An 18,099-nucleotide genomic window follows, 5' to 3' on the forward strand; every position below is an offset into this window, starting at 1 on the left:
GCCCGGTGGACGCCGCGATCGAGCAGGCCGGGCGCAGCGCCGAGACGCCGCGGGTGGTCACCCGCGTGCCCGGCACGCGCAGCGCGCCGGCGGCGGTGCCCCGCGGACTGCCCAGATGGTGAGCGACGGCGCGTCATAAGGGCGCGGTGCGGGGGAAAAGGAGCAGGCCCATGCCCGAGGTGATCTTTGGGTTGGACTCGACGAGGCGGTTCACGGAGCAGGAGAAGGTCGGCCACAACCGCTGGCATCCGGCGGTGCCGCCGGTGGCCACGGTCCGGCCGGGTGCCACGTTCAGAGTGCACTGCCGCGAGTGGTTCGACGGCGCGATACACAACGACGACTCGGCCGACGACGTACGCGACGCGCCACTGTCCACAGTGCACGCGCTGAGCGGGCCGTTCGCCGTGCAGGGCGCGGAACCCGGTGACCTGCTCATGGTCGACATCCTCGACGTCGGGCCGATCCCGCAGGAGGACTCCGGGCCGCTGGCCGGGCAGGGCTGGGGCTACACGGGCATCTTCGCCAAGCAGAACGGCGGCGGCTTCCTCACCGACCACTTTCCCGACGCGTACAAGGTGATCTGGGACTTCGCCGGTCAGGTGGCGACCTCGCGGCACATCCCGGGCGTCACCTTCACCGGGATGATCCACCCGGGCCTGATGGGCACCGCGCCGTCGGCCGACCTGCTCCGCAAGTGGAACCAGCGGGAGACCGCGCTGCGGCAGACCGACCCGGACCGGGTGCCGCCGCTGTCGCTGCCGCCGGAGCCGCGGGACGCCGTGCTCGGCTGACCGGTTCGGCGTTCGACGACGCCGCGGCCGAGGCCGCCCGCACCGCACCGCCGCGGGAGAACGGCGGCAACCAGGACATCAAGAACCTGACCAAGGGTTCCCGGATCTTCTACCCGGTGTACGTGCCGGGCGCGAACCTGTCCCTCGGCGACCTGCACTTCTCGCAGGGCGACGGCGAGATCACCTTCTGCGGCGCGATCGAGATGGGCGGGTTCATCGACCTGCACGTCGACCTGATCAAGGGCGGGATGAAGACGTACGGCGTCGGCGAGAACGCGATCTTCCTCCCGGGCAACAACAACCCCCAGTACTGCCAGTGGCTGGCGTTCTCCGGTGTCTCCGTGACGCTCGACGGTGAGCAGCGCTACCTGGACGCGCAGCTGTCCTTCCAGCGCGCCTGTCTGCACGCGATCGACTACCTGTCGACGTTCGGCTACAGCCGGGAGCAGGCCTACATGATCCTCGGTGCGGCACCGATCGAGGGCCGGTTCTCGGGCGTCGTGGACATCCCGAACTCCTGCGCGACCGTCTACATCCCGACCGAGATCTTCGACGTCGACGTGCGCCCGTCGGCGTCCGGCCCGGCGAAGGTCAACGCGGGGAAGGCGATCCCGAAGTCGAGCTTCTGACCTGCGTCCGGCTCCACCACTGGGCCAGGGCGACGGCGGCGAGCACGAGCAGGGCGCCGGCGAGCGCGAACCAGCCCGTGATCTCCATGTCCTGTTGTACGCCGGCGCGTCGCGCAGCATCTCGTCGGGCATCAGCCACCCGCGCTCGCTCAAACCCAACCCCCTCTGTCATCCCGCGCCCAAAGTGTCTCAGCACCGTACCGTCAGGGTCGAGTGGGACCCACGCAGCCGCGCCCCTTAATGGCGAGATCCGGGGTGCGCCGGATCCACGGCAGTGACGCTGGGTCATACGCTGAGGCGCGTGACACTCATCGCGACCGAGTCGCTCACCAAGACGTACGGCGGCCGGGTGACCGCGCTGTCCGACTTAACGGTCAGCGTCGAGCCGGGGATCATCGGGCTGGTCGGCGCCAACGGCGCGGGCAAGTCCACGTTGATCAAGATCCTGCTCGGCCTCCTTCCGCCCACTTCCGGGCGCGTACAAGTGCTCGGCCTGGATCCGACCGTGGACCCGATGGGGGTCCGCGCCCGGGTCGGCTACATGCCCGAACACGACAGCCTGCCGCCCGACCTGTCCGCCGCCGAGCTGGTGACCCACCTCGGCCGGATCAGCGGGCTTCCCAAGACCACAGCCCGTGAGCGTGCCTCCGAGGCACTGCGCCACGTCGGCCTCTACGAGGAGCGCTACCGCCAGGTCGGCGGCTACTCGACCGGCATGAAGCAGCGGGTGAAGCTGGCTCAGGCGCTCGTACACGACCCCGATCTGCTGCTGCTCGACGAGCCGACCAACGGGCTCGACCCGGCCGGCCGGGACGCGATGCTCGCGCTCGTGCAGCGGATCGGCACCGAGTTCGGCATCTCCGTCGTCGTCTGCTCCCACCTGCTCGGCGAGGTCGAGCGGATCTGCGACCACCTGATCGCGATCGACGGCGGCCGGCTGCTCCGCTCCGACAACGTCTCCGCGATGACCACCTCGACCGACGTGCTGGTCGTCGAGGTCAGCGAGGGCAGCGAGGAGCTGGAGGCGCGGCTGCGGGAGATGCGGCTGCCGGTCACCCGCGAGGACCACGCGCTGCTCGTACCCCTGGAAGACGATCTGACCTATGACCGCATCCTGACCGCCGTGGCGGATCTGGACCTGCCGCTGCACCGCCTCGACCAGCGCCGCCACCGGGTGGCCGAGCTCTTCGCCGACCGGGAGGCCGCGCATGTCTAGCCCCGCGGGTGTCATTCACGACATCGGATATCAGCGGTACGAGGGTGCGCGGCTCGGCCGGCGCGACGTGTTCCTGGCTCTCTACACGCAGAGCCTGCGCACGGTGTTCGGCCTGGGCCGCAACTTCAAGGCGAAGATCTTCCCGTGGTTCGTGGTCGGCGTGGCCGCGATCGTGGGCATCGTCGTGATGGCCATCCGGGCGCAGACCGGCGAGGTCATCATGAAGTACGCGGAGTACCCGCAGTACCTGAGCACCCTGATGGTGCTGTTCGTGGCGATCGCCGGGCCCGAGCTGGTCTCCCGCGACCTGCACAGCGGCGTGCTCCCGCTCTACTTCTCCCGGCCGCTGCGGCCCGCCGACTACGCGCTGGCCAAGCTGGCCGCGCTGGCCACGGGCGTGGTGCTGGTCTGGGGCGGCGGCCAGATCCTGATCTTCATCGGTGCCGCGTTCTCCGTGAAGGGCTTCGGCAACGTGATGAACGAGCTGGCCGACGCCGGGCTCGGGATCATCTACACCGCGTTGTACGCGGTCGTCTTCGCCAGCATCGCGATCCTGGTCGCCTCGCTGCTCAAGCGGCGCGCGGTGGCGGCCGCGGCGATCGTCGGCACGTTCCTGGTCACCACGCCGGTGATGGGGGTGCTGTTCATCCTGCCGTCGCAGACCGCCCGCGAGCTGGCCCAGATGGTCAACCCGGCCACCCTGGTCGGCGGCGTCGGCGACTGGCTCTTCGAGCCGACCGACGCGCAGGCCGAGGTCAGCATCGGCTCGTTCGGCCCGCTGTACGCCCTCGTCACCGTCCTGCTCGTCGCGCTGTGCGTCACGCTGCTGCTGCGCCGCTACCGGAAGGTCTCGCAGTCATGACTGTCGAAGTAACTGGCGTGTCGCGCTGGTACGGCAACGTGGTGGCCGTCAACGACGTGACCATGTCGCTCGGCCCCGGCGTGACCGGGCTGCTCGGCCCCAACGGCGCCGGCAAGACGACCCTGCTGCACATGATGGCCGGCTTCCTGCCGCCGTCACGGGGCACGCTGACCGTCGACGGCGAGGCGACCTGGCGCAACCCGGAGGTCTACCGCCGGCTCGGCCTGGTCAGCGAGCGCGAGTCGGTGCACGCGTACCTCTCCGCGGAGGAGTTCGTGCTGGTCAGTGCGAAACTGCACGGCCTGCCCGACCCGGCGGCGGCGACCGCGGGGGCGCTCGACCTGGTCGAGATGACGCAGTTCAAGGACCGCCGGATCGGCACCTACTCCAAGGGCATGCGGCAGCGCACGCGGGTCGCCGCGGCGCTGGTGCACGAGCCCGACGTGCTGCTGCTCGACGAGCCGTTCAACGGCATGGACCCGCGGCAGCGGATGCACATGATGGACCTGCTGCACCGGCTCGGCCAGGCGGGCCGGACCATCCTGTTCAGCTCGCACATCCTCGAAGAGGTCGAGCAGCTCTCCGGCACCGTGCAGGTGATGGTCTCGGGCCGGCTCGCCGCGTCCGGCGACTACCGGACGATCCGCCGGCTGATGACCAACCGGCCGCACGTGTTCGCGGTGCAGTCGACCGACGACCGGCGGCTCGCGGTGGCGCTCATGCACCAGCCCTCGGTCAACGGCGTCGACCTGACCCGCGACGGGCTGACCGTGCGGGCCGGCGACTACGGCAGCTTCACCCGGGCCCTGCCCCGGATCGCGCTCAAGGAGGGCATCCGGGTGCGCCGGCTGCTGCCCTCCGACGAGTCCCTGGAAAGCGTGTTCTCTTACCTGGTGGAGGCCTGATGTCCACGGTCGCCTGGATCACCTCGCGCGGCCTGCTCGGCCGGCGGCGGTTCCTGCTGCTCCTGCCGCTGCCGATCCTGATGGTGGGCATCGCGCTGATCCCCCGGTTCGGCGGCGTGAGCGCGTCGGACTGGACCCAGCCCGTCGTGGTCGCGCTCGGGTTCACCACGCTGCTGCCGATCGTCGCGCTGATCGTCGGCACCGGCGTGCTCGGGGCGGAGATCGACGACGGCACGATCACCCACATCCTGTCGAAGCCGCTCGCGCGGTGGCGGATCGTCGTGCCGAAGCTGCTGGTCGCGATCGCGGTCACCGCGGTGACGGCGGCGGTCCCGTTCTATATCGTCGGGGCGCTGGCCTCCGGGCCGCGGCTCGGGCTGGGTCTGGTCGTCGGCTCCACGGTCGGGGCGATCCTCTACTGCACGATCTTCGTGGCGCTGAGCCTGATGTCCCGCCGGCCGGTGCTGCTCGGGCTCGTCTACGTGATCGTCTGGGAAGGCCTGCTGTCGAACCTCGTCAGCGGCACCCGGGTGCTCTCGGTGCAGCAGTACGCGCTGACCATCGCCGACAAGGCCGCGGCCTCGCCGCTGCTCAGCGGCAACGTCTCCGTGCCGGTGGCGATCGTGATGAGCATCGTGGTCACGGTCGGCTTCCTGGCGCTGGCCATCCGCCGCCTGCAGTCGTTCTCGGTGACGGGCGAGACCAGCTAGGGCAGCGCGCTCGGCACCGCCCACTCCGGCAGGCCGCGTAGCAGCGCGACCAGGAGCGAGATCACGATCCCGCCGAGGATCGTCAGTCCTAGACCGGTCAGCCCGCCGTAGCGCTTGGGCTGGCCGGTCTTTCTGTCCGGGGCCGGGTCCTCGGGCTCGGCCCACGGGCGTTCGACGCGTAGCCACAGCAGCACACCGAGCCCGAACGGCAGGCCGCCCAGGAAGAACCAGAACCATCGCGTGCCCAGCTTCGGCGCCGGACCCTGGATCAGGATGGCCAGGCAGATCAGCGCGATCACCACAGCGAGGACCGGGGGGAAGTAGGGCAGGACCGTGCCGCGCTGACTGTCCGGCAGCGCGGCGTGGAGCGGGTCGGGATCGGCCACGACGTCACCGCCTAGGCCCGGCTCGGTGACGACATCAGGGATCAGCGTGTGGTGCACCCGGCCGAAGCCCGTGCGCCAGACCAGCACCTGGCCCGGCCCGTCGGTGCTCATCGAGAACCGGAGGCGGGCGAACCATAGGTTGTCGGCGACGCCGAAGGAGTCGGTCCACTGGTGCGCGACGATCCGGCCGGCCGCGGCGTCGGACCGGGCCTCGTCGAGCGTGGCGGCGCGCGGCGCGGTCCACCAGGCCGCGACCGCCCACACCACCCACAGCAGGGCGAGCCCGACCCGCACCGCGGGCACCAACCGCGGCCTGACCCGCCGCGACACATCAACCCCCGTCATGGTGTCGATGGTCGCAGGCGGGGCCGACAGAAAACAATCAGCCGGTGTTGCGCATCCCGGCCGCGATGCCGTTGACCGTGGTCAGCAGCGCCCGCTCGAGGGCCTGGCTGTCGCTGGGCGCCCGCCGGCCGCCGGGCGCGGTGGCGACCGTGCGGCCGGCCGCGCCCGAGTCCCGGTACTGCCGCAGCAGGGCGACCTGCAGGTGGTGCAGCGGCTCGAGGTACGAGTCACGGACGGCGAGCGTGCGCTGCAGCACCGTGTTGTTCTCCAGCAGTGCCGGGGAACCCGTGATCGCGAGGACCTCGCGCTTCGTCAGCTCGTACTCCTGCTCGATGGTCTCGAAGATCCGCCGCAGCGGCTCGGGCACCAGCGTCTCCACGTACCGCCGCGAGATGTTGAGGTCGGTCTTCGTCAGCATCATCTCGACGTTGGAGAGGAACGTCCGGAAGAAGTGCCACTCACCGTGCATCTCCGCGAGCACGGGCGCGAGGCCGGCGGCGCGGGCGGCCTGCAGGCCCGAGCCGACGCCGAACCAGCCGGGCACGATCTGCCGTGACTGCGTCCAGCCGAAGACCCACGGGATCGCCCGCAGCCCGCCCAGACCGGCGTTGGCGTTGGGCCGCTTGGCCGGCCGGGAGCCGATGTTGAGCGCGCCGAGCAGCTCGGTCGGCGTCGAGGCCCAGAAATAGTCGGGCAGGTCAGGATCTTCGACGAGACCGCGGTACGCCGCGAAGGCGGACGCGGACACGGCGTCCATCGTGTCGTCCCACTTGGACAGCATCTCCTGCGGCTGGCGCGGCTCGGTGTGCAGCAGCGTCGCCTGCAGCACGGCGGCCACGGTCAGCTCCAGGTTTTCCCGGGCCAGCGCGGGCAGCGTGTACTTGTCGGAGATGACCTCGCCCTGCTCGGTGACCTTGATCGAGCCGTCGAGGGTGCCGTAGGGCTGGGCCAGGATCGCCTCGTGGGTCGGGCCACCGCCCCGGCCGACGGTGCCGCCGCGGCCGTGGAACAGCGTCAGGCGTACGCCATGGCGGGCGGCGACGTCGCGGAGCGCGCGCTGCGCCCGGTGGATGGACCACTGCGAGGTGGTGATGCCGGCTTCCTTGTTGGAGTCGGAGTAGCCGAGCATGACCTCCTGCACGTCGCCCCGGGCCCGGACCAGCGTGCGGTAGGCCGGCAGCGACAGCAGCTCGTCGAGCAGCTCACCACCGGCGTTGAGCTCGGCCGGCGTCTCCAGCAACGGCACGAAGCCGATGTCGGCGCGGTTGCCGTGCACGTCGACCAGGCCGGCCTCGCGGGCGAGCACGGCCGCGGCGAGCACGTCGTCGACGCCCAGCGTCATCGAGATGATGTAGGACTCGATGACCTCGGGGCCGAACCGGTCCTGGGCCTCGCGGATCGCGGTGAACACGTCGAACGTCTTGCGCGCGCCGTCGGTCAGCGCGGTGCCGACCCCGGCCAGCGGGCGGCGGCCGCCCAGCTCGGTGGCGAGCAGCTTGGTGCGCTCGTCGCGGGGCAGGGTGCGGTAGTCGGCCACCTCGCCGACGTGGCCGTAGAGCTGGGCCAGCACCAGGTGGTGGGCCTCGGCGTGCTCCCGGATGTCCATGGTGGCCAGGTGCAGGCCGAACGCGGACATCGTGCGGATCGCGCTCGCGAGCTTGCCCACGGCGGTGAGCTGCCCGGCGTTGCGGGCGAGCGACGCGCGCATCAGCTCGAGGTCGGCGATCAGCTCGGTGTTGCCGCGGTAGTCGCGGCCCGGCACGTGCGCGGTCCCGCGGGCGAGCCGCATCCGGGTGTTGGCCAGCTTCGCCTTCACACACCGGGCCTTGAGGCGGTAGGGCTCCTCGGCGTTGACCCGGCGGAACCGCTCGGCGACCTCGGGCAGGTTGTCGAGGTCGCGGGCGAGGCTCGCGGACAGGTCGAGCGAGACGCCGCGCAGCCGGCGGGACACCGAGACCTCGTTGATCAGGTGGTCGAGGGCCTGCTCGGTGGCCTGGATGCCGTGCTCGTACTGGATGAGCAGCACGTCGCGGGTCACCGCCGGGGTGACGAACGGGTTGCCGTCACGGTCGCCGCCGATCCAGGTGCCGAACGTCAGCGGGCGCGCGGTCGGCGAGGTCTCGATGCCCAGCCGGCGCAGCGTGTCGGCCAGGTCGTCGAGCACCTGCGGCGCGGCGTCGGCGTAGAGGTCGCGCAGGTAGTAGATCGCGTTGCGCGCCTCGTCGGTCGGGTCGGGCCGGTCGAGCCGCAGCTCGTCGGTCTGCCAGAGCAGGTCGAGCAGCTCGGCGAGGCGCCGGTCGTCGGCGTGCGGCGGCGCGCCGTAGAGGACGCTCTCGGCGGCCTCGGCGTCGAGCTCGTCGGCGACGGCGCGGAGCTTGGACAGGATCGACCGGCGGGCCGCCTCCGTGGGGTGCGCGGTGAACACGGGCCGCACGGCCAGCCGGCGGCCGGCGGCGGCGATCTCGTCGGCGGGCACGCCGCGCTCGGCGATCAACTTGGCGGCCTGGTCGAGCCAGCCGCCCTGGGTCGCCCGCTGCCGGCGCAGCTCCCGGGCGCGGTGCACCTGCTCGGTGATGTTGGCGAGGTGGAAGTAGGTGGAGAAGGCACGGGCGAGCTTGGTGCCGGTGGTGACGTCCATCGAGCTCAGTCGCGTCGCCGCGGCCTCGGCGTCACTGCGGACCAGGGCGCGGATCTCCTCGACCAGGTCGAGCAGCGGACGGCCCTCCTGCCGGGCCAGCGTGTGGCCGAGCAGCGTGCCGAGCCTGCGGATGTCGGCCCGAAGGGCGGCGTCCGGGTCGTCGGGGGTGGTCGGACCGGTGGGGTCGGACACGGGTGCGCTCCTTACGGCGGTGCAGGGCGGACAGCGCTGTCCCGTGCTTGATGATGGTACCTGCGCGGGCCCGCCGGCCGTGCGGTGTAGACCGCGCGGATTGCGCGGTTAATCCCGTTTGCGAGGCTGGCTAGCCTGCCTACATGGATTACCCACCCAAGCCGAGCCGCGGCTCACGCGTCGCGGTGATCTCACCGTCCGCGGGCCTTCCGGCGATCTTTCCCACGGTGTACGAGCTGGGGCTCGAACGCCTGCGGAAGGAGTTCGAGCTGGAGCCGGTGGAATATCCCACCACCCGGGTGATGGGCGCGTCGCCGGTGGACCGGGCCCGCGACGTGCAGGCTGCCTTCGCGGACCCGTCGATCTCCGCCGTGCTGGCGAGCATCGGCGGCGACGACCAGCTGCGCATCCTGCGCCACCTCGACCCGGCGGTGCTGCGCGCCAACCCGAAGCCGTTCTTCGGCTATTCGGACAACACCACGCTCCTCAACTACCTCAGCGGCCTCGGCATCGTCGGCTACCACGGTGGCTCCGTCCTGGTGCAGCTGGGCCGGTCGGGCGAGATGCATCCGCTGACCCGCGCGTCGTTCGAGGCGGCGCTGTTCACGTCGGACTGGTTCGAGCTGACGGCGTCAGCGGACTACAGCGACGAGCCGGTGGACTGGCAGACGCCCGCCTACGCGTCGATCCCGCAGCCGATGTTCCCGTCGACGGGCTGGCGCTGGCACGGCGCGGCCGGCGGCGCGGTGAGCGGCCGCCTGTGGGGCGGCAACATCGAGGTCCTGACGTGGCTGCTGGCGGCGGACGTGGTCGCGCCACCACCGCCCGGCGCGATCTTCTTCATGGAGACGTCGGAAGACATGCCGCCGGCGACCGAGGTCTACTACATGCTGCGCAACCTGGGCGAACGAGGCTGGCTGTCCGACTGCCCGGCGATCCTGGCGGGCCGGGCGAAGTGCTGGGACCGCCTGAACCAGCTGGGCCCGGACGCGAAGCGGGCCTACGCGGAGGACCAGCGGGCGGCGGTGCTGCGGGCGGCAGGCGAATACGCCCCGGACGCGGTGGTCGTCCTGGACCTGGACATCGGCCACACCGACCCGCAACTGGTCCTCCCCTACGGCGGCGAGGCCCGGGTCGACGCCGACACCCGCCGCATCTCGGTCAGGTACTGACGATCTTGAGCCTCGACCGCATCGCGCTCGTGTCCGACGTCCACGGCAACCTGACCGCGCTGGAGGCGGTGCTGGCCGACATCGAGGGGCGGGGGATCGAGCGGATCTTCAACCTGGGCGACTACGTCGGCAAGGGCCCGCGGGGGCGTGAGGTGGTCGAGGTCTGCCGGCGGCGCTGCGAGGTCAACATCCTCGGCAACTGGGACGACTTCCTGCCCGACCCGGCACGGACGTACGACACCGAGGGTATGGCCTGGTGGTTGGCGCAGCTCGGCGAGGGCCAGGGTGACTGGTTGCGCGGCCTGCCCTTTAGCTACGACTTCCTGCTCAGCGGCCGGCGGGTGCGGCTGTTCCACGCGTCGTCGACGAGCGTCCACAACCGGGTGCGGTTCGACCATGACGAGCGCGAGTTCCTCGGGATGTTCGCCAACACCCCGGCCACCGGCGACGGCCCGCCGCCGACGGTCGTGGGCTACGGCGACACGCACGACCCGTTCTACGAGGTCGACCGGGCACGACGGACGCTGTTCAACACCGGCAGCGTCGGCAACGCGATGGACGACCCGACACCGGTGTACGTGATCCTGGAGGGCGTTTTCGGATCGGCGGCCGAGGCACCGTTCGCCATCCAGTTCGTCCGGGTGCCCTACGACGCCGAGGCCGAACTCGCGGTGGCCAGGGACATGGGCATGCCGGAGTGGGACGGCTACGCCTCAGAGCTCCGCCACGGCATCTACCGCGGCGAAATGCACGACCCCGACGGCCCCAAATACCACCGGCGGCCCGCTCAGCTCCAATAGGCGGGGCGTTCGAGTGGCGGACCGCCGGGCCTGCGTGACCTTCGCCGGCTTGCCGACGGAGAGGTTGTGGACGTTGGTGATGGCAGGGCCGAGATCGGCGTCGGCTGAGACCAGCAATGCCGTGTCTAAGCGGTCCAACAGGGCGTCGCGCACCATCGCCACCGCCAGATTGACGTCGATTTCCGCTAAACTTGACTCACCCCGCCAGGGCTTAGTCGCCCTGGCCCGACGGCCCCCGTAAGGGGGCCGTTTCTATTCGGCGGACGCTGGCTGCGGACCGCGAACGCGCTGCCGAATCGGGCGCGGCCTACGTAGTCAGGCCCGCGAAGGCGAGCCGGAGGATCTCGTCGACCTGATCCGCCGAGGGTGGGCGCGTGCGAAGCAGGGCCCGGTAGTAGATCGGGCCGTACAGCAGCTCCACCACGTCGTCCAGGTCCGCGTCCGCGCGGAGTTGGCCCTGTTCCTGTGCCGCCCGCAGGCGCTCGCGGGCCGCGCCCACGCGTGGCTTGACCAGCCCGTCCAGGAACGAACTGGCCAGGTCCGGGTCGTCCTGCGCCGCGCCGATCAGGCTCAGGTACGGCGCGAAGCGTGGGCTCGCCAGGATGCTCGCCACGCCCAGCATCTGGGTGCGTAGGTCCGCCAGCAGGTCGCCCGTGTTCGGGAAGTCCGTTGCCGTGCCGGCCATCTCGTTGACGCCGTCTTCGACCACCGCCGCCTTCGACGGCCACCAGCGGTAGATCGTCTGCTTGCCGACTCCCGCCCGTTTGGCGATCTCCTCGATCGTCGTGCGGGCGAGGCCCTGTTCGCGGCACAGGTCCAGGGCCGCCTCGATGATCGCCTGGCGTGCGCGTTCGCTGCGGCGGTCCTGGTTCGGCTGCGTCATGCCACAGATGCTAGCAACAAGACGAGACGGTTCGTCTTGACGGATGCACCAGGAGAGGCCTAGCGTCACAACGAGACGAGACGTCTCGTCACATCAACGCCACACCAATCGAAAGGACTCGCTGTGAGCGAGGCAGCAACCCGCCGCACCGCCGGCGTCTTCGGCCTGCTGGCCAGCCTGTTCATCGTCGGGCAGGTGCCGCTCTACTTCATCTACGAGGTCCCGCCCGACTGGGACATCCTGACCCGCAGCCTGATCGGGATCGCCGGATGCACGCTCTACCTTGTGTTCTTCACGGGGCTGCGGCACCTGATCCGGACGGTCGACCCGCGCTACGACTGGCTGGCCACCGTCGTCCAGACCGCGGGTGTGCTCTGGGTGGCCATGGTCTTCGTGCCGCAGTCGATGGAGGCCGGCGCCGCCATCTCCGTCGACCTCGACATCGACACGACCACCGAGGGGCCGTTCGCCGCGGCGCAGTACCTCATGCAGGGTGCGATCTCGCGCTTCCTGATGGCGCTGCTGCTGATCGCACTCGGGATCGCCGTGAGCCGACTGCGCTTCCTGCCCGCCTGGGTGGGTCGCTCGGCGTACGTCCTCGCCGCGGTCAACCTGGCCTTCGTGCCCGCGGTCTTCTTCGGCGACGACGCCGCGGACTTCTACAGCGCGCAGGGTTGGGGCACCACCGCCACGATGGGCGCCGTCTGGAGCCTGTGGACCCTGGCGGTCAGCATCAGCGTCCTGCGGAGCGCCCGCAAGGTCAAGAACTCCGAGCAACACCCGAGCCACCAGGCACCGGCGTACGCCTGACGAAAACGCGACGAGTGCCCGGGTCCGAACCATGGACCCGGGCACTCACCCATTTCGGCGAACCGGGTTGACACCGCGGGCCCCGAGGAGCATATTCAACCTAGAAGTTAATTAACCGAGTGGTTGAGAAGGGCGGCGACCGTGGACCGGCTGAGCGAGGTCTTCAGCGCTCTCGCCGACCCCACCCGGCGGGCGATCCTGGCCCGGCTCGCGGAGGGCGAGGCGACGGTCAACCAGATCGCCGAGCCGTTCCCGATCAGCCTCCAGGCGGTCTCCAAGCACCTGAAGGTGCTCGAGAAGGCCGGCCTGATCACTCGGGGCAAGGAAGCGCAGTGGCGCCCGTGCCGACTCGACGCGGCACCCCTGCGCGAGGTCGCCGACTGGGTGACCGAATACCGGCGTTTCTGGGAAGAGCGCTACGACGAGCTGGGTGAATACCTGAAACGGATCCAGAGGGAGAACTGAGATGACCGGCAACCTGACCGTGACCACGCCGTCCGACCTCGAGGTCAAGATGGTCCGGGTGTTCGACGCGCCCAAGGCCCTCGTGTTCGCGGCGCACTCCGAGCCTGAGCACATCAAGCACTGGTGGGGCCGGGGCAACCCGCTCGACATCCAGATGGACTTCCGGGTCGGCGGTCGCTGGCGCTTCGTCGAGCACGCGCCCGACGGCGACTGGGCCTTCCGGGGCGAATACCGGGACATCCAGGCCCCGGACCGGATCGTGCAGACCTTCGAGTTCGAGGGCATGCCCGGGAAGGTCTGCGAGGAGACGCTGGAGCTGACCGAGGAGGGCGGCAAGACCACCGTCACCAGCGTGACCCGGTTCGACACCAAGGAGGAGCGCGACGGCATGATCGACTCCGGCATGTCGGAAGGCGCCGGCCAGTCCTACGACGCCCTGGCCGACTACCTGGCCAAGCTGTCCTGAACCGGCCCCACGGAGGCCCGGTCCACACCGGACCGGGCCTCCCCGCTGTCAGCGTCGGGAAACATCCACCTGGAACGTGGGCTCCTGACCGAGCCGGCGGTACGCGGCCAGGCCGCTCGACGTGCGGGTGACCCGCGAGTCCTTTCCGCTCTGGTCGGCCGGCGTGTCGAAATAGACGAGCGCCTTCAGCCGCGGGAACAGCGAGATCTGCTTGGCCACCGAGTCGTACACCTCGGCCATGTGGTTGGGGCTCTTGGACGAGTACCAGACGCCCCACTCGGCGACCATCAACGGCTTGCTCGGGTGCTTCGTGGCCGCGTAGTTGTAGAAACCCGGCCAGTTCGGGGCGCTGCTCGACTTGCGGTTCATCAGCTCCGCGAAATCGCCGTAGCCGTACTTGCCGGGCTCGCTGTGCGCGTAGACGTCCCAGGCCAGCCAGTCGACCACGTCGTCGCCCGGGTAGAGGTCCGGCCACCACGACTTCGTCAGCCACGGGATGTAGGCCATGTGCACCATCACCGAGACCATGTTGGTCACGCCCTGCGCGCGCAGCCGCTGGATGACGTACCGGAACATGTTCCGGTAGTCCTTGGCCGTGTAGCCGGAGCCGCTGGCCGTCTTCACGTCGTTCTCCGGCTCGTGGTGCACGGTGAAGAAGAACGGCTCGGTGAAGTTGTCGCGAATGTGCTCGGCCAGCTTGTCCAGGTAGTTGTCGGTCTTCTCGTCGCCGCGCGCGATCTTGGCCCAGCTCGCGCTCGGCTTCCAGTTGAGGAAGAGCAGCCGCGGTTTCGCCGGGTCGCGGGCGATCCGCATCTCCATCGAGGTCGGGAAGATCTCGGTTCCCCGGTGGTACGCGTGGTAGATCGCCTGGGTGCGGCGGGTGTTCGACTCGAAGTCGGCCAGCGCCTGGTCGCGCGGCTGGTCGGTGTGCGCACCGGGCGCGACACCCCAGAGCACCCCACACGTGGGTACGAGCTTCGCACCGACCCTGCACCGCGCGGCCGGCTCGGGGGTCGGCGAGACCGGCCCGGTGGTCGGCTGCGTGGTCGGGTCCGTCGTCGGATCCGTGGTCGGCGCCGGGTCGTCCGTCGGGTCGTTGGTCGGGACGGCAGTCGGGTCGTCCGTGGGATCGTCAGTCGGCTCGTCGGTGGGGTCATCGGTCGGATCGTCGGTCGGGTCCGACGGCACCCCGGGCAGGTCAGGCAGGTCCAGGCCCGGGAGGTCCGGCACGCCGGGCAGATCCGCCACGCCGGGCAGGTCCGGCACCCCAGGCAGGTCCGGCACCCCAGGCAGGTCCGGCAGGTCGGGCGGTGGCGGCAGGCTCGGCCGCGGGAACGACGGCAACTCCGGCAGGCCCGCCAGCCCGACCCCGGTCCACGGCAGCACCGCGTCCTGCCATGACACCCGCAGCGTCGGTGCGGCAAGACGCTCCGCGGTGCGCACGCCGTCCGCGTCGAAGAAGTCCGCGAGCCCGCCACCGGCCGCGGTGACCGCGAACGCGTACGTCCCCCGCCCCTTGACCGCCGATGACACGTCGAACCGCACGGTCCGGTCGGACGGCCCGGGCTGGGCCGTGGCGATCACCGAGCCGAGCGGCGGCGCGTCCCGCCGGTCCAGCCCGTCCTCGCGCCACGACGTGCCCGGCACCTCGCTGATCTCCAGCAGCGGTGGCAGCTCGCCGGCGCGCCGGGTCAACGTGATCTCGGCGCGGGCCGGCGCACGGTCGGCCCGCCTGCCGACGTCGAACTTGAGGTAGGTGACCGCGGCCCCGGCGCCCAGCTGGCCGGCGACCAGCTGGATGCTGCTGCCGCGCGGGCTCTCGCCGGTGGTCGTGGCATAGCCGTCGGCGCTGGCCGCCAGCCGGAGGTCGGGACTGGAACCGAAGGCGCCGCCCACACCCAGCAGGACGGCGAGGGCGGTCAGTCCGCCGATGGCCGCGGCGGGCACGCGCCACGGTCTGGCTCCGAGTGGTCTGGCCATCAAATTCCCTCCATCGTGACGCCTGCCCATCGGCGTGGCTGATGGTGCATAAGACGGACTTTAGTCAAAATCAGCTACTTGGGAGCATTAGCCGTTTTTCTGGGTGACTGACGGCTCAGCCGTTTGTACCATTCGTCCCCCGACGGGCGAGTTACGCGAGACCCGTGACGCCCGTTTAATACTTCGTGGAAACCACCGGCCCCAACGCCCCCGACCTGTCCGACTACCTCGGCCTGCTGCGCCGGCAGTGGTGGCTGGTCGTGCTCGGGTGCGGGCTCGGCATCGGCGCCGCCTTCGCCGCGACCCAGGTCATGCCGAAGACCTACGAGTCGGTCACCTCGGTGCTGGTGCAACCCGCCGGCCAGGACACCAACGTCGCCGGCGGCCGGACCAAGGGCGACATCAACCTCGACACCGAGGCCCAACTGGTCGCCTCCACCCAGATCGCGGTCGGCGCGGCGGAGCTCCTCCGCGCCGGCGACCCGCCGGACGTGCTGGCGAAGGGCGTCTCCGTGACCGTCCCGCCGAACACCGCCGTCCTGGAGATCACCTACCAGGCGGCGGACCCCGCCCGCGCCCAGGCCGGCTCGCACGCCTTCGCCGAGGCGTACCTGCGCAACCGCGAGGCCAGCGCCCAGGCCGGGATCGACGCACAGATCTCGGCGCTGACCGCCAAGGTCAAGCAGCTCAACCAGAACCTGGCCCAGATCAACTCGAAGCTGTCCGGCCTGTCGGACGGGAGCGCGTCGCGGCCGAGCCTGGAGAGCCAGCGCAGCACCAACCAGAGCCAGCTCAACTCGCTGAGCGGCAAGCTCAACGACCTGACCACCGAGACGGTCAGCGCCGGCAAGATCATCAGCGACGCTCAGCTGCCGACCACGCCGAGCAAGCCCAACAAGAAGCTCAACCTGGCCACCGGCGCGATGCTCGGGCTGCTGCTCGGCCTGTCCATCGCCGTGGTCCGGGAGCGGCTCGACCGGCGCGTACGGGCGGCCGGCGACGTCGAGCGGGTCGCCCGCGTGCCCGTGCTGGCCGAGCTGACCATCGCCTCCGGGCCGCACCTCGACGAGATCTTCCAGCCGTACGCCGCCGGCGGCCGCACCTTCAACCGCCTGCGCAACGAGGTGCTGGCCAGCCTGCGCACCGAGGACCGCGTAGTGGTCGTCAGCGGTGCCAGCCGGGGCGTCGCGTCCACCCTGGTCGCCGCGAACCTGGCCGCCGCCATGGCGCGCAGCGGCAGCGAGGTCGTGCTGCTCGGCGCCCACCTGCCGGACAGCCTGGTCGACGCCGCGCCGCTGGCCCGGCTGTTCGGGGTCGGCGCCACGCCGGGCCTCGGCGACGTGCTGACCGGCAAGGTCCCGCTGCGCGCCGCCGTGCAGCGGGCGCCACGCGTGCCGTCGCTGCGCGTCGTCACCACGGGCGGCACCGGCAGCGCCGGCGGGCTGCTCCAGTCGCAGGCGCTGCGCCAGGCGCTCGCCCAGCTCCGGCGCCGCGACTGGTACATCGTGATCGACGCGCCGTCCACGGCCAGCAGCGCCGACGCGCAGAGCCTGGCCCGGCTGGCCGACGCCGCGATCCTCACCGTCGAGCTGCGGCGCACGCGCCGGCCGGAGGTCGTCGACGCGGTCGCCCAGCTCACCCGCGTCGGCACCCCGCTGCTCGGCACCGTGGTGATCCCGCGGCTGACGCCGGGCGCCGAGACACAGCACGGCGACGACGAGGCCGACTTCAACCTCGACGACGACGGGCCGGACTTCGACGACCTGCGCGACCTCGACGAGAGCGGCGACGTGACCCGCGCGCGGGACGTCCCGCGGGCCCGGCCGCGAGCCACGGTCGACGACTCGGGCGACCTGAGCGCCGCGGGCATCAACGTGGCCGGCGGCCTGCGCAACCGCACGGCCCACCCCCGCGCGAAGCACGAGCCGGACCCCGACACCGCGGTGCTGCGCCGGCTCGACAACGACACGCTCCGCGACATGGACCGCGCCGCCAACAATGGTCAGCACACCGCTTCGTGACCGCGGCCGCCACGCCCGCGCGTGGCGGCCGCTCGCGGCGGCAGTCTGGTTGCCGGCCTGGCCGCTGTCCGGAATCCTGCTGCTCTATCCCCTGTGGTGGGCCCTCGGCCTCGGCGTGCTGATCTTCCCGCTGGCCGCGGTGCCGATGGCCTGGTACCTGCTCAAGGCGCAGGCCGCGGGCCGCGCCGTCCGGCTGCCACCCGGGTTCCTGTTCTGGGTCGTCTTCCTGGCCGTGCTGGTCATCGGCGTCGCGGTGCTCGGCGCGGACCCGACCGGCACCGTGCCCGAGCGCGGGCTGGCCCGGATCCCCGGCGCGCTGTTCCGGCTGGGCGAGTACGCGGCCCTGACCGTCGTGCTGCTCTACGCCGGCAACCTCAACGAGCGCGAGCTCCCGCTGGTCAAGCTGGTCCGGCAGCTCGGGTGGCTGTTCGTCGTCACGGTCGCCGGCGGGCTGCTCGGCGTCTTCGCGGGCACGTTCGAGTTCACCTCGCCGATCGAGCTGCTGCTGCCCGACCACATCCGGGACAAGGGCTTCATCCGCAGCCTCGTCCACCCGTACGCCGCCCAGATCCACGACATCCTCGGCGACGACCGGCCCCGCCCGGCCGCGCCCTGGGGCTACACGAACACCTGGGGCAACAACTTCTGCCTGCTGATGGTCTGGTTCTGCGCGGCCGTGTTCGGCGCGGCCGCCCGGCGCCGCACCCGGGTGCTCGCGGTCGCCTGCCTCGCCGTCTCGGTGATCCCCGTGGTGATCTCGCTGAACCGCGGACTCTGGATCGGACTGGTTGCCCTCGGTGGTCCGGGCCTCGACGTAGAGGAAGCCCT

Annotated in this window: 14 protein-coding genes and 2 pseudogenes; 12 read left to right on the forward strand and 4 right to left on the reverse strand. The window is 71.0% G+C overall.

The genetic code is table 11. The annotated features are described in order from the left end of the window. The first annotated feature begins 170 nt into the window (after positions 1-170). The 5 genes and pseudogenes from fmdA (at position 171) to AB0H87_RS10450 (ending at position 5,113) form a co-directional block, all read left to right on the forward strand. Positions 171-1,420, forward strand: a pseudogene (gene fmdA, locus AB0H87_RS10430) (formamidase). 301 nt (positions 1,421-1,721) lie between these two features. Continuing rightward, a complete protein-coding gene (locus tag AB0H87_RS10435) occupies positions 1,722-2,636 on the forward strand; it encodes an ABC transporter ATP-binding protein (RefSeq protein WP_360142465.1) in 915 nt (304 codons plus the stop codon). Beyond that, entirely contained in the window at positions 2,629-3,498 is an 870-nt protein-coding gene (locus tag AB0H87_RS10440; RefSeq protein ID WP_360142467.1) for an ABC transporter permease subunit, read from the forward strand. The genes AB0H87_RS10435 and AB0H87_RS10440 overlap by 8 nt, the downstream gene beginning before the upstream one ends. Next, positions 3,495-4,403: an ABC transporter ATP-binding protein gene (locus tag AB0H87_RS10445; RefSeq protein WP_360142469.1), complete on the forward strand. Its 909-nt coding sequence runs from the start codon at positions 3,495-3,497 to the stop codon at positions 4,401-4,403. The genes AB0H87_RS10440 and AB0H87_RS10445 overlap by 4 nt, the downstream gene beginning before the upstream one ends. Beyond that, positions 4,403-5,113 carry an ABC transporter permease subunit gene (locus AB0H87_RS10450; RefSeq protein ID WP_360142471.1) on the forward strand — a complete coding sequence of 237 codons (711 nt, stop codon included), beginning with the start codon at positions 4,403-4,405 and terminating at the stop codon, positions 5,111-5,113. Before AB0H87_RS10445 ends, AB0H87_RS10450 begins: the two co-directional genes overlap by 1 nt. Here AB0H87_RS10450 and AB0H87_RS10455 read toward each other — a convergent pair. Beyond that, entirely contained in the window at positions 5,110-5,844 is a 735-nt protein-coding gene (locus AB0H87_RS10455; protein WP_360142473.1) for a hypothetical protein, read from the reverse strand. The two genes, AB0H87_RS10450 and AB0H87_RS10455, sit on opposite strands and share 4 nt — an antisense overlap. A 37-nt stretch (positions 5,845-5,881) precedes the next feature. Continuing rightward, the gene (gene ppc, locus AB0H87_RS10460; RefSeq protein ID WP_360142475.1) at positions 5,882-8,674 is read right to left on the reverse strand and encodes a phosphoenolpyruvate carboxylase; all 2,793 of its coding nucleotides are present in this window, start codon (positions 8,672-8,674) and stop codon (positions 5,882-5,884) included. Between the two features lie 143 nt (positions 8,675-8,817). On the opposite strand from ppc, the gene AB0H87_RS10465 reads away from it, so the two are divergent. Together AB0H87_RS10465 and AB0H87_RS10470 are read left to right on the forward strand one after the other, a co-directional pair. Continuing rightward, positions 8,818-9,846, forward strand: coding sequence for a S66 peptidase family protein (locus tag AB0H87_RS10465; protein WP_360142477.1), 1,029 nt, complete (start codon positions 8,818-8,820; stop codon positions 9,844-9,846). A 5-nt stretch (positions 9,847-9,851) separates the two neighbouring features. After that, positions 9,852-10,646: a metallophosphoesterase family protein gene (locus tag AB0H87_RS10470; RefSeq protein WP_360142479.1), complete on the forward strand. Its 795-nt coding sequence runs from the start codon at positions 9,852-9,854 to the stop codon at positions 10,644-10,646. Positions 10,647-10,953: 307 nt separating this feature from the next. Here AB0H87_RS10470 and AB0H87_RS10475 read toward each other — a convergent pair whose 3' ends face one another. Continuing rightward, a complete protein-coding gene (locus AB0H87_RS10475; protein ID WP_360142481.1) occupies positions 10,954-11,529 on the reverse strand; it encodes a TetR/AcrR family transcriptional regulator in 576 nt (191 codons plus the stop codon). A gap of 123 nt (positions 11,530-11,652) precedes the next feature. Here AB0H87_RS10475 and AB0H87_RS10480 point away from each other — a divergent pair, with 123 nt between their 5' ends. The 3 genes from AB0H87_RS10480 (at position 11,653) to AB0H87_RS10490 (ending at position 13,270) form a co-directional block, all read left to right on the forward strand. Beyond that, positions 11,653-12,339: a hypothetical protein gene (locus AB0H87_RS10480; protein WP_360142483.1), complete on the forward strand. Its 687-nt coding sequence runs from the start codon at positions 11,653-11,655 to the stop codon at positions 12,337-12,339. A 141-nt stretch (positions 12,340-12,480) separates the two neighbouring features. After that, on the forward strand, positions 12,481-12,804 hold the full coding sequence (locus AB0H87_RS10485) for a metalloregulator ArsR/SmtB family transcription factor (protein ID WP_360142485.1): 324 nt from the start codon (positions 12,481-12,483) through the stop codon (positions 12,802-12,804). Between the two features lies 1 nt (position 12,805). After that, complete coding sequence (locus tag AB0H87_RS10490) at positions 12,806-13,270, forward strand: SRPBCC family protein (RefSeq protein ID WP_360142487.1); 465 nt, start codon at positions 12,806-12,808, stop codon at positions 13,268-13,270. A 48-nt stretch (positions 13,271-13,318) separates the two neighbouring features. On the opposite strand, the gene AB0H87_RS10495 is transcribed toward AB0H87_RS10490, so the two are convergent. Next, positions 13,319-15,250 carry a PT domain-containing protein gene (locus AB0H87_RS10495; RefSeq protein ID WP_360142489.1) on the reverse strand — a complete coding sequence of 644 codons (1,932 nt, stop codon included), beginning with the start codon at positions 15,248-15,250 and terminating at the stop codon, positions 13,319-13,321. 185 nt (positions 15,251-15,435) lie between these two features. Here AB0H87_RS10495 and AB0H87_RS10500 point away from each other — a divergent pair, with 185 nt between their 5' ends. Both AB0H87_RS10500 and AB0H87_RS10505 read left to right on the forward strand, forming a co-directional pair. After that, the gene (locus AB0H87_RS10500) at positions 15,436-17,271 is read left to right on the forward strand and encodes a GNVR domain-containing protein (protein ID WP_360142491.1); all 1,836 of its coding nucleotides are present in this window, start codon (positions 15,436-15,438) and stop codon (positions 17,269-17,271) included. Then, positions 17,249-18,099: pseudogene (locus tag AB0H87_RS10505) on the forward strand (hypothetical protein); the annotation flags it as partial. The gene AB0H87_RS10500 and the pseudogene AB0H87_RS10505, both read left to right, overlap by 23 nt.

Origin of the sequence: Asanoa sp. NPDC050611, assembly GCF_040654855.1 — a bacterium.
In the GTDB taxonomy this organism is placed as follows: domain Bacteria; phylum Actinomycetota; class Actinomycetes; order Mycobacteriales; family Micromonosporaceae; genus Asanoa.

What these genes read in the sequence shown, in the direction of transcription:
- AB0H87_RS10440 (WP_360142467.1), top strand. Translation starts at nt 2,629, where the DNA reads ATGTCTAGCCCCGCGGGTGTCATTCACGACATCGGATATCAGCGGTAC.
- AB0H87_RS10445 (WP_360142469.1), top strand. Translation starts at nt 3,495, where the DNA reads ATGACTGTCGAAGTAACTGGCGTGTCGCGCTGGTACGGCAACGTGGTG.
- AB0H87_RS10450 (WP_360142471.1), top strand. Translation starts at nt 4,403, where the DNA reads ATGTCCACGGTCGCCTGGATCACCTCGCGCGGCCTGCTCGGCCGGCGG.
- AB0H87_RS10455 (WP_360142473.1), bottom strand. Translation starts at nt 5,844, where the DNA reads ATGACGGGGGTTGATGTGTCGCGGCGGGTCAGGCCGCGGTTGGTGCCC.
- AB0H87_RS10465 (WP_360142477.1), top strand. Translation starts at nt 8,818, where the DNA reads ATGGATTACCCACCCAAGCCGAGCCGCGGCTCACGCGTCGCGGTGATC.
- AB0H87_RS10475 (WP_360142481.1), bottom strand. Translation starts at nt 11,529, where the DNA reads ATGACGCAGCCGAACCAGGACCGCCGCAGCGAACGCGCACGCCAGGCG.
- AB0H87_RS10490 (WP_360142487.1), top strand. Translation starts at nt 12,806, where the DNA reads ATGACCGGCAACCTGACCGTGACCACGCCGTCCGACCTCGAGGTCAAG.
- AB0H87_RS10495 (WP_360142489.1), bottom strand. Translation starts at nt 15,250, where the DNA reads ATGGCCAGACCACTCGGAGCCAGACCGTGGCGCGTGCCCGCCGCGGCC.